Here is a 10,353-nt window from a genome sequence, read left to right as displayed (position 1 = left end):
CCCCCCACAGGAGGCGCCCACCCCACGTGAAGGTGGAAACGGGCGGGCGGGCGGGAGAGAAACCGCCGCGGTAGCGGCGGGGGCCCGTCGAGGCGCCCCCGCCTGTGTGAGGCGCTAGCGCCCGTTAAACGCATCCTTCAAACGAGAGAAGAGCCCCTGCTGCCCCGGCTGGAACTGCCCGGTGGGGCGTTCCTCGCCGCGGGCCTTGGCCAGCTCCCGCAGGAGCCGCTCCTGCTCGGGGTCGAGCTTCGTGGGCGTGAGGACCTCGACGTGCACGATGAGGTCACCGCGGCCCCCGCCGCGCAGGTGGGTGACGCCCCGGCCGTGCAGCGGGATCGACTGGCCGGACTGCGTGCCGGGCCGGATGTCGACCTCCTCCATGCCGTCGAGCGTCTCGAGCGGCACCTTCGTGCCGAGCGCGGCGGCCGTCATCGGGATGGTGACGGTGCAGTGCAGGTCGTCGCCGCGCCGCTGGAAGACGGGGTGGGGCAGCTCGTGGATCTCCACGTACAGGTCGCCGGCGGGGCCGCCGCCGGGGCCGACCTCGCCCTCGCCCGCGAGCTGGATCCGCGTGCCGTTGTCCACACCGGCGGGGATCTTGACGGTGAGGGTGCGCCGGGAGCGGACCCGGCCGTCGCCCGCGCACTCGGGGCAGGGCGTGGGCACGACCGTGCCGAAGCCCTGGCACTGGGGGCAGGGGCGCGACGTCATGACCTGGCCGAGGAAGGACCGGGTCACCTGGGACACCTCGCCGCGGCCGCGGCACATGTCACAGGTCTGCGCGGAGGTGCCGGGCGCGGCGCCCTCGCCGGAGCACGTCGTGCAGACGACGGCCGTGTCGACCTGGATGTCCTTCGTGGTGCCGAAGGCGGCCTCGTCGAGGTCGATCTCCAGGCGGATCATGGCGTCCTGGCCGCGCCGGGTGCGCGAGCGCGGCCCGCGCTGCGACGCCGTGCCGAAGAACGCGTCCATGATGTCGGAGAAGTTGCCGAAGCCGCCCGCTCCGAAGCCGCCCGCGCCACCGGCGCCGCCGGACTGGGACAGCGGGTCGCCGCCGAGGTCGTAGACCTGCTTCTTCTGCGGGTCCGACAACACCTCGTACGCGGCGTTGATCTCCTTGAAGCGCTCTTGCGTCTTCGGGTCGGGGTTGACGTCCGGGTGCAGCTCGCGGGCGAGCCGCCGGAAGGCCTTCTTGATGTCGTCCTGGGAAGCGTCGCGGCGCACGCCGAGCACGGCGTAGTAGTCCGTGGCCACTTACGACTCCGCCAGGATCTGTCCGACGTAACGTGCCACTGCGCGTACTGCTCCCATCGTTCCCGGATAGTCCATGCGGGTCGGTCCGACCACGCCCAGCTTGGCCACTGCCTCGCTTCCCGAACCGTAGCCGACGGAGACCACGGACGTGGAGCTGAGTCCCTCATGGGCGTTCTCGTGACCGATCTTCACGGTCATGCCCGAATCCGTAGCCTCACCAAGCAACTTGAGGAGGACGACCTGCTCCTCGAGGGCTTCGAGGACCGGCCGGATCGTGAGAGGGAAGTCATGTCCGAAGCGGGTGAGATTGGCGGTGCCGCCGATCATCAGCCGCTCCTCGGTCTCCTCGACGAGCGTTTCGAGGAGGGTGGAGAGGACCGTGGCCACCGTGGCCCGGTCCTCCTTGTCGAAGGATTCGGCGAGGTCCTGCACGAGCTGCGGCACGTCGGCGAAACGGCGGCCCGCGACGCGGCTGTTGAGCCGGGCCCGCAGGTCCGCGAGTGACGTTTCCCCGAACGGCGCCGGGCAGTCGATCATGCGCTGCTCGACCCGGCCCGTGTCCGTGATCAGGACCAGCATCAGGCGGGCCGGAGCCAGCGAGAGCAGCTCCACGTGGCGCACCGTCGACCGCGTCAGGGACGGGTACTGCACCACCGCGACCTGCCGGGTCAGCTGCGCGAGCAGCCGTACCGTGCGGCCCACGACGTCGTCCAGGTCGACGGCGCCGTCCAGGAAGTTCTGGATCGCGCGGCGCTCCGGCGGGGTCATGGGCTTGACGCCCGCGAGCTTGTCCACGAAGAGGCGGTAGCCCTTGTCGGTCGGGATGCGCCCGGCGCTGGTGTGCGGCTGGGCGATGAACCCTTCCTCCTCCAGGGCGGCCATGTCGTTGCGGACGGTGGCCGGGGAGACGCCGAGGTGATGGCGCTCGGTGAGCGCCTTCGACCCGACGGGCTCCTGTGTGCCGACGTAGTCATGGACGATGGCGCGCAGCACCTCGAGCCTGCGTTCACTGAGCATCGCGCACACCTCCAGCTGTCGTCCCTCGCCCTGAGCCCCCACGCGCCCCGGCGGCCCCTCACCTTGGCACTCGCCCCAGACGAGTGCCAACCTTCATCGAGTCAGTGTACGGCCGGTGGGTGTACGCCCGGCAAGGGCCGACCCCGTTGTCATGCCGACGGGTGGCGGCCGACCCCTTCGGCACCTGCGGTGTTGCCCTGCCGGCGGCGGTGTGCGGCGGCCGCACGGTCCTCGTCCGGCCGCCGTATGGTCGCTGTATGACGGACACCGTGACGGCCGGACCGGCCTGGGAGACAGCGGGCTGGGAGCGGCTCACCGCGCGCGTGGGGCGGCTGCGTCTGCCCGTGTGGGACTGCACGGCGGGACTCGTCGTCGGCGACGGCACCGCCCTCATGATCGAGGCCGGGTCGAGCCTGCGGGAGGGATCGCGCCTGCGGGCGGAGGCGCAGCGGCTGCTCGGCGCGGGCCGCCGCGTCACCCACCTCGCGCTGACCCATCCCCACTTCGACCACGTCCTCGGCGCGGCGGCGTTCGCGGGCGTCGAGGTGTACGGGGCCGTCGGCATCGACGTCGTCCTCGCCAAGGACGCCGAGGGGCTGCGCTCCGACGCCGTCAGGCACGGCCTCGACCCTGCCGCCGCCGCGGAGGCCGCCGACCTGCTCGTCCGCCCGCAGCACCTGGTCAGCGGCGAGTGGACGCTCGACCTGGGCGACGGCACGCAGGTGCTCCTCGCGAACGTGGGCCCCGGCCACACGGGCCACGACCTGGCGGTCCTCGTGCCCGGCGGCTCCGAGGGGCCGGAGGTCGTCTTCTGCGGCGACCTGGTCGAGGAGTCGGGCGAGCCGCAGGCCGGTGTCGACGCGGTGCCGCGGCGCTGGCCCGCGGCGCTCGACCGGCTCCTGGACCTGGGCGGCGAGGACGCGCTGTACGTGCCCGGGCACGGGGCGGTCGTCGACGCGGCGTTCGTACGGGCCCAACGCGACGAGCTCGCCCGCCGGTTCGGCGTGACGTGACGTGATGTCATAAGTTCTGGGGGTGCGCAGCTACAACCCGGACCTGACCCCGCCGTGGAAGAAGTCGGCTCCCGTCCCCGAAGTCCCCGCCGAGGTGGACCTGGTGGTCGAGGAGGTCGGCACGGGCTTCTGCGGCGCGGTGATCCGCTGTGAGAAGACCGCCGAGGGGCCGACGGTCACCCTGGAGGACCGCTTCGGCAAGCACCGGGTGTTCCCGATGGCACCGCGCGGGTTCCTCCTGGAGGGCAGGGTCGTGACCCTCGTCCGCCCGACGGCCCCGTCCCGTCCCTTGCGTCCCTCCCGCACCGCCTCCGGCTCCCTCGCGGTGCCGGGCGCGCGGGCGCGGGTGGCGCGCGCCGGGCGCATCTACGTCGAGGGGCGCCACGACGCCGAGCTCGTCGAGAAGGTGTGGGGCGACGACCTGCGCATCGAGGGCGTGGTCGTGGAGTACCTGGAGGGCATCGACGACCTCCCCGGCATCGTCGCGGAGTTCGCTCCCGGCCCCGACGCCCGCCTCGGCGTCCTCGTGGACCACCTGGTCCCCGGCTCCAAGGAGTCCCGCATCGCGGCCCAGGTGTCCAGCCCGCACGCGCTGGTGGTGGGCCACCCGTTCATCGACGTCTGGGAGGCCGTGAAGCCGTCGTCCCTGGGCATCGAGGGCTGGCCCCGCGTGCCGCGCGGCCAGGACTGGAAGACGGGCGTGTGCCGCGCGCTCGGCTGGCCGGAGAACACGGGGGCCGCCTGGCAGCGGATCCTGGGCTCGGTGCGCAGCTACAAGGACCTCGACCCGGCGCTGCTCGGGCGGGTGGAGGAGCTGATCGACTTCGTGACCGGGGCCTGAGGACTCTCTTCGTGACCAGGGCCTGAGGGCTTCTGAGGACGAGGCGGCGAGAGGGACGCGGGCCCATCCGTGCGGGTGCGGGACAATGGAAGGCATGCCTTCCGCCCTGCCCGATGGAGAACCCGTGCCCCAGGACGGGGCGCTGCCCGCGTCCGCCCTGGACGGCGCCGCCGCCCGCCCGCTCGGGTTCTATCTGCACGTCCCGTACTGCGCGACCCGCTGCGGGTACTGCGACTTCAACACGTACACCGCCACCGAGCTGCGCGGCACCGGCGGCGTCCTCGCCTCCCGCGACAACTACGCCGCCACCCTGACCGACGAGGTCCGCCTCGCCCGCAAGGTGCTCGGCGACGACCCGCGCCAGGTCAGGACGGTCTTCGTCGGCGGCGGTACGCCCACGCTGCTGCCCGCCGACGACCTCGTACGGATGCTGGGGGCGATCCGCGACGAGTTCGGGCTCGCCGACGACGCGGAGATCACGACGGAGGCGAATCCCGAGTCGGTGGACCCGGCGTACCTGGCCACGCTGCGCGAGGGCGGCTTCAACCGGATCTCCTTCGGCATGCAGAGCGCCAGGCAGCACGTCCTGAAGATCCTGGACCGCACGCACACCCCCGGCCGGCCCGAGGCCTGCGTCGCCGAGGCCCGCGCAGCCGGCTTCGAGCACGTGAACCTCGACCTGATCTACGGCACGCCCGGCGAGAGCGACGACGACTGGCGGGCCTCCCTGGACGCGGCGCTCGGCGCCGGGCCCGACCACGTGTCGGCGTACGCGCTGATCGTCGAGGAGGGTACGCAGCTCGCCCGGCGCATCCGCCGCGGTGAGGTCCCGATGACGGACGACGACGTGCACGCCGACCGCTATCTGATCGCCGACGAGCGGCTCTCGGCCGCCGGGTTCGAGTGGTACGAGGTGTCGAACTGGGCCACCTCCGAAGCGGGGCGGTGCCTGCACAACGAGCTGTACTGGCGGGGCGCCGACTGGTGGGGGGCCGGGCCGGGGGCCCACAGCCACGTGGGGGGCGTGCGCTGGTGGAACGTGAAGCATCCGGGGGCGTATGCCGCCGCCCTCGCGGAGGGGCGGTCGCCCGGGGCCGGGCGGGAGGTCCTTGCGGACGAGGATCGGCGGGTGGAGCGGGTTCTGCTGGAGCTGCGGTTGCGGGAAGGGTGTCCGTTGGCCCTCCTCAAGGAGGAGGGGCTTGCCGCTTCTCGGCGTGCGCTGGCGGAGGGGCTGCTCGAAGCCGGGCCCTACGGGGAGGGGCGGGCCGTCCTCACCCTGCGGGGCCGCCTCCTCGCCGACGCCGTCGTCCGCGACCTGGTCGACTGACGGTCCCCTCCGGACGGGGCTCCCCCACCCGCCCGCCCTCCCTCGGCTCCGCCACTCGGCTGGGGCTCTGCCCCTTTCCCCCTTCATCGGCGCTCCGCGCCTCGCCCTCAAACGCCGGGCGGGCTGAAACACCCCACCCACCCGCCCTCGCTCGCTCGTATGGGGCTTCGCCCCTTTCCCCCTTTGTCGCCGCTTCGCGGCTCGTCCTCAAGCGCCGGACGGGCTGGATATCCCCGCCCCCCGGAGGGGGCGGGTGGGCGGGGAATGCGAGCGCGCAGCGCGAAGCCAGCTCAGCGACGCAAGACGGCCGAATGCGGCGGGGGCTGGGGGCGGGAGCAAGCGCGCAGCGCGGCGCGGCAGCCAGGTGTGGTGGGGGCCCGGGGGGGGCGGGACGGTAGCTCCGGGGAAGGGTGGGTGGGTGGCCGGATGCGGCGGGGGCCCGGGGCGGCAGCGCCGGAGAAGGGTGGGTGGGTGGGGGTTATAGCCTGCCCGGCGTTTGAGGGCGAGGCGCGGAGCGCCGATGAGGGGGGAGAGGGGCGCAGCCCCATTCGAGTGCGGGGGCTGGGGCTGCGGCCGCAGGGAAGGGCGGGTGGGTGGGGAGAGAACCGTCACCGGGCGCGGAGGACCAAGAGGGCCAGGTCGTCGTCCGGGGGGCGGTGGGAGAAGGCGTGGACCTCGCGGCGAATGCGCTCGGCGACGAGCGCCGCGTCAAGCCCGGCACACCCGGCCAGCGCCTTGGCAAGCCCGTCCCCGTCATCGAAGAGCCGCGCCCCGGCCCGCCGCTCGGTCACCCCGTCCGTCACACACAACAACGTGTCCCCGGTCCGCAGATCAAACGTCTGGCTCGTGTACGTCTCGTCGTCCACGACACCGAGCAGCACCTGCGGCCCCACGGCGGCCCGCACCTGCCCGTCCGCGCTCAGCACCAACGGCAGCGGATGCCCGGCGCACGCCACGGTGCAGCGCACCCCACCGTCGTACGGAACGATCTCCCCGTACAACAGGGACAGGAAGCGCGACGTGGTGCCGTCGGGCGGCACGCCCTGGCCGCCCGCGACGGCCATGACGGCGGCCGCGGCGTCGGCGGCCTCCGTCGCGTCGTCCAGGAGGAGCTGGTTGAGCCGGTCGAGGACCTCCGCGACCTGGTAGCCCTCGCGGGCGAGCAACCGCAGCCAGGGCCGGGCGAGGCCGATGACGACCGCCGCCTCGGGGCCCTTGCCCTGGACATCGCCGAGCGCGAAGCACCAGCGGCCCCGGCCGGCCTGGAACACGTCGTAGAAGTCGCCGCCGGGCCCGCCCTGCTCGCGCGGCTCGTACACGATGCCGCTCTCCACGCCGGGGATCTCCGCGACGGCGCTCGGCAGCAGCCCGCGCTGCAGGACCTGGCTGATGGTGGCCTGGCGCTGATAGCGCCGCGCCGCGCCGATGGCGAGCGCGACGCGGCGGCTGAAGTCCTCGACGAGCCCGGTGACCTCGTCGGCGAAGCGGAGGAGACCGGCCCGCCCGATGACCAGCGTGCCGAGCTGCCGCCCGCCCGCGACCAGGCGGTACGCAAGCGCCGCCCCCGACCCGTCGCCGCCGAGCACCTCGCCGGGCCAGGGCACCGGGACCGCGCCCGTGCCCACCCCGTCGGTGAGCATGGGCGGCTCTTTCTCCAGGAGTGTGCGCAGCTCTTCTATGCGCTGCTCACTGAGGTGCCAGACGCGCGCGAGGCGCGCCCCGGGGGCGCCGCCTCCCGCCGTGCGCCCCGCCTGCTCCGCCTCGTCGTTCAGCCACACCGCGCACCAGTCCGCGAGCCGCGGCACGAGCAGCTGCCCGGCGAGCGCCGCGACGAGGTTCTCGTCGAACTGCCCGGCGAGCAGGTCGGACGCCTCGGCGAGGAACGTGAGCGCGCCGCGGTTGACCCACTCCGTGTCGTGCGGGGCGCGCTTGGGCGCCGGCGCGAGGATGTCGGCGGCGCGCAGGCCGCGCTGCTGCGCCATCTCGTCGGCGTAGGCCTCTATGTCGTGCGCCCCGTGCCCGGCCTGGGCGCCGTCGAAGGGCAGCCGGGCCCAGACCGTCTTGGTGCCCTTGCGGTAGGTGATGCCCCAGGACTCGGAGAGGGTGGCGACGAGTTGGAGGCCGCGGCCGTACTCGGGCGTGCCGGGCTGCGGCGAGCGCGGCTCGTTGCGCACGGCGCGCGCCGGGTGGCGGTCGGACACCTCTATGACCAGCGCGTCCGTGCTTTCGCCGGGCAGTCCTTCGTCGAGTCTGCACAGGACTTCGACGGATGTGCCCGCGTGCACCACCGCGTTCGTCACCAACTCGCTGACGAGGAGCGCCGAGTCGTCGGCGAGCCGGTCGCCGGGCGCGCCGTCGAGCGCCCCGAGCTCCGTCCAGTCGGCGAGGGCGGCGCGCACGAACCGGCGCGCGGCGGCGGGCGCAAGCGGGTTTCCGGGCAGTGATGTTCGCACCACCGCCAGCGGGCCCGGGCGGCCCGCGGGCTCGCCTGCGGCACGGAACGTGGACTCCCGTTGCATCGGAATGGCCCCCACAGTGCGGCTCCTGAGCAGTTCGGACGAATACGCCTCAGGCGACATGGACAGAGTGACAGACTGACTGTGCCCATAAGCACCGAGTCACTGAAGTGGGCCACGATGAGTGAGAACAGTGCTACGCCTGCGCCCGGACACGGTCAGATTCCGGCATCCGCCGACATGGCGGGCCCTGCGCGGATTCCTGCCCCGGCTTCCCCGGAGGATCCCGTTCCCCTTCAGCAGCCCGACCCCACGGCACCCCCTGGCCGGATCCCGCCACCCTTGACGGCGTCCGCCCCGGACGTCCCGAGCCCACCGCCGACCCGCCCTCCCGCAGCAGACATCGGCACCCCACCAGCCCCACCAAACCCAGCGGCCGCTTCAGCCCCACCAGCCCCACCCCGCCGCGCGCCCACCCCCGCCGCCACCCGCCGCACGACCGGTACCGCCCACGCCAAGCTCCCGCCGCAGGGCGACCGTCCGCCGGAGCCGCCGCGCGCCCCGGCCACCGCACGCCCCACCGGCACCACGCGAAGCGCCGGCGCCACTGGCACCACGGGCACGGCCGGCACCGCCCGGACCGCCGCCGCCCCTGCCGCGTCCGCCGCCAGCGCCGCTCCCGCAGCCCCCGTCGACCACGTCGACCACGTCGACCCCGTCGAGTCCGCCGACCTGCGCGCCCTGCTCGCCGCCATGCGGGCCGCGCGCGACGGCAACTTCACGAAGGCCCCGCTGACCGGCTCGGGCCTCACGGCCGAGCTGATCACGGTGTTCAACGAGCTGGTCGACCGCTCCACCCACTTCGACGGCGAACTCATCCGCGTACGCCGGGAGATGGTGCGCCACGGACGGCTCGACGAGCGGTTCACGGCGAGCCCCGGCCAGGGCAGCTGGGCCACCCGGATCTACGAGGTGAACTCGCTCCTCGACTCCCTGGTCGCGCCCGCCACCAACGCCACCCGCGTCCTGAACGCGGTCGCGGGCGGCGACCTCACCCAGCGCGTCGACCTGCACGACGGATCGCGGGAGCTGCGCGGCGATCTGCGCCGCCTCGGCCGGGCCGTCAACACGATGGTCGACCAGCTGTCACTCTTCACGGGCGAAGTCACGCGCGTCGCGCGCGAGGTGGGCACGGAAGGGCGGCTCGGCGGGCGCGCCAAGGTCCGCGGCCTGTCCGGCAGCTGGCGGGACGTGACGGAGGCCGTGAACACGATGGCCTCCCGGCTGACCGCGCAGGTCCGCGACATCGCCCTGGTCACCACGGCGGTGGCGCAGGGCGACCTGACCCGCACCGTCACCGTCGAGGCCACCGGCGAGCTCCTCGAACTGAAGCTCACCGTGAACACGATGGTCGAGCAGCTGTCCGCGTTCGCCGCCGAGGTGACGCGTGTCGCCCGCGAGGTCGGCACCGAAGGGCGGCTCGGCGGGCGCGCCCAGGCCCGCGGCGTGTCCGGCGTGTGGAAGGACCTCACCGACAACGTCAACTTCATGGCGTCGAACCTCACTTCCCAGGTCCGCAACATCGCCCAGGTCACCACGGCCGTCGCCAACGGCGACCTGAGCCAGAAGATCACCGTGGACGCCCGCGGCGAGATCCTGGAGCTCAAGGACACCGTCAACACGATGGTCGACCAGCTGTCCGCGTTCGCCGACGAGGTCACGCGCGTCGCCCGCGAGGTCGGCACCGAGGGCAACCTGGGCGGCCGCGCCCACGTGCGCGGCGTGTCCGGCGTGTGGAAGGACCTCACCGACAACGTCAACTTCATGGCGGACAACCTCACCTCGCAGGTCCGCAACATCGCCCTGGTGTCGACCGCCGTCGCCCAGGGCGACCTGTCGAAGAAGATCACCGTCGAGGCGAAGGGCGAGATCCTGGAGCTGAAGTCGACGATCAACACGATGGTCGACCAGCTGTCCGCGTTCGCCGACGAGGTCACCCGCGTCGCCCGCGAGGTCGGCACGGAAGGCAACCTGGGCGGCCAGGCGCAGGTGCGGGGCGTCAGCGGCGTCTGGGAGGAGCTGACCGACAACGTCAACTTCATGGCGTCGAACCTCACTTCCCAGGTCCGCAACATCGCCCAGGTCACCACGGCCGTCGCCAACGGCGACCTGTCCAAGATGATCACGGTGACGGCGCGCGGCGAGATCCTGGAGCTGAAGGACACCGTCAACACGATGGTGGAGCAGCTGCGCGCGTTCGCCGACGAGGTCACGCGCGTGGCCCGCGAGGTCGGCACGGACGGGCGGCTCGGCGGCCGCGCCCAGGTCCTCGGCGTCTCGGGCGTGTGGAAGGACCTCACCGACAACGTCAACTACATGGCGGACAACCTGACCGGCCAGGTCCGCAACATCGCGCAGGTCGCCACGGCCGTCGCCCAGGGCGAC

General features: G+C 73.3%; 7 protein-coding genes. 4 read left to right on the top strand and 3 right to left on the bottom strand.

All coding sequences use genetic code 11. The features are described 5' to 3' along the window. Positions 1-114: 114 nt before the first annotated feature. Both dnaJ and hrcA read right to left on the bottom strand, forming a co-directional pair. Positions 115-1,254, bottom strand: a complete 1,140-nt coding sequence (dnaJ, locus tag ACFWZ5_RS32795) for a molecular chaperone DnaJ (RefSeq protein WP_384805857.1) — start codon at positions 1,252-1,254, stop codon at positions 115-117. Continuing rightward, positions 1,255-2,271 carry a heat-inducible transcriptional repressor HrcA gene (gene hrcA / locus ACFWZ5_RS32790; protein WP_384805855.1) on the bottom strand — a complete coding sequence of 339 codons (1,017 nt, stop codon included), beginning with the start codon at positions 2,269-2,271 and terminating at the stop codon, positions 1,255-1,257. 257 nt (positions 2,272-2,528) lie between these two features. Between hrcA and ACFWZ5_RS32785 the strand changes: the two genes are divergently transcribed. The 3 genes from ACFWZ5_RS32785 (at position 2,529) to hemW (ending at position 5,452) form a co-directional block, all read left to right on the top strand. Further along, positions 2,529-3,284, top strand: a complete 756-nt coding sequence (locus ACFWZ5_RS32785) for an MBL fold metallo-hydrolase (protein WP_384805853.1) — start codon at positions 2,529-2,531, stop codon at positions 3,282-3,284. A 22-nt stretch (positions 3,285-3,306) separates the two neighbouring features. Then, a complete protein-coding gene (locus ACFWZ5_RS32780) occupies positions 3,307-4,125 on the top strand; it encodes a DUF3097 domain-containing protein (RefSeq protein ID WP_384805851.1) in 819 nt (272 codons plus the stop codon). 94 nt (positions 4,126-4,219) lie between these two features. Continuing rightward, entirely contained in the window at positions 4,220-5,452 is a 1,233-nt protein-coding gene (gene hemW, locus ACFWZ5_RS32775; protein WP_384805849.1) for a radical SAM family heme chaperone HemW, read from the top strand. Positions 5,453-6,060: 608 nt separating this feature from the next. Here hemW and ACFWZ5_RS32770 read toward each other — a convergent pair. Continuing rightward, positions 6,061-7,986, bottom strand: a complete 1,926-nt coding sequence (locus ACFWZ5_RS32770) for a SpoIIE family protein phosphatase (RefSeq protein WP_384804360.1) — start codon at positions 7,984-7,986, stop codon at positions 6,061-6,063. Positions 7,987-8,661: 675 nt separating this feature from the next. On the opposite strand from ACFWZ5_RS32770, the gene ACFWZ5_RS32765 reads away from it, so the two are divergent. Further along, on the top strand, positions 8,662-10,353 hold a 1,692-nt coding region (locus ACFWZ5_RS32765; protein WP_384891644.1), incomplete at its 3' end, for a HAMP domain-containing protein.

The organism is Streptomyces sp. NPDC059003 (assembly GCF_042740445.1).
Lineage (GTDB): Bacteria > Actinomycetota > Actinomycetes > Streptomycetales > Streptomycetaceae > Streptomyces.
This window is presented reverse-complemented; position numbering and strand designations above follow the sequence as displayed.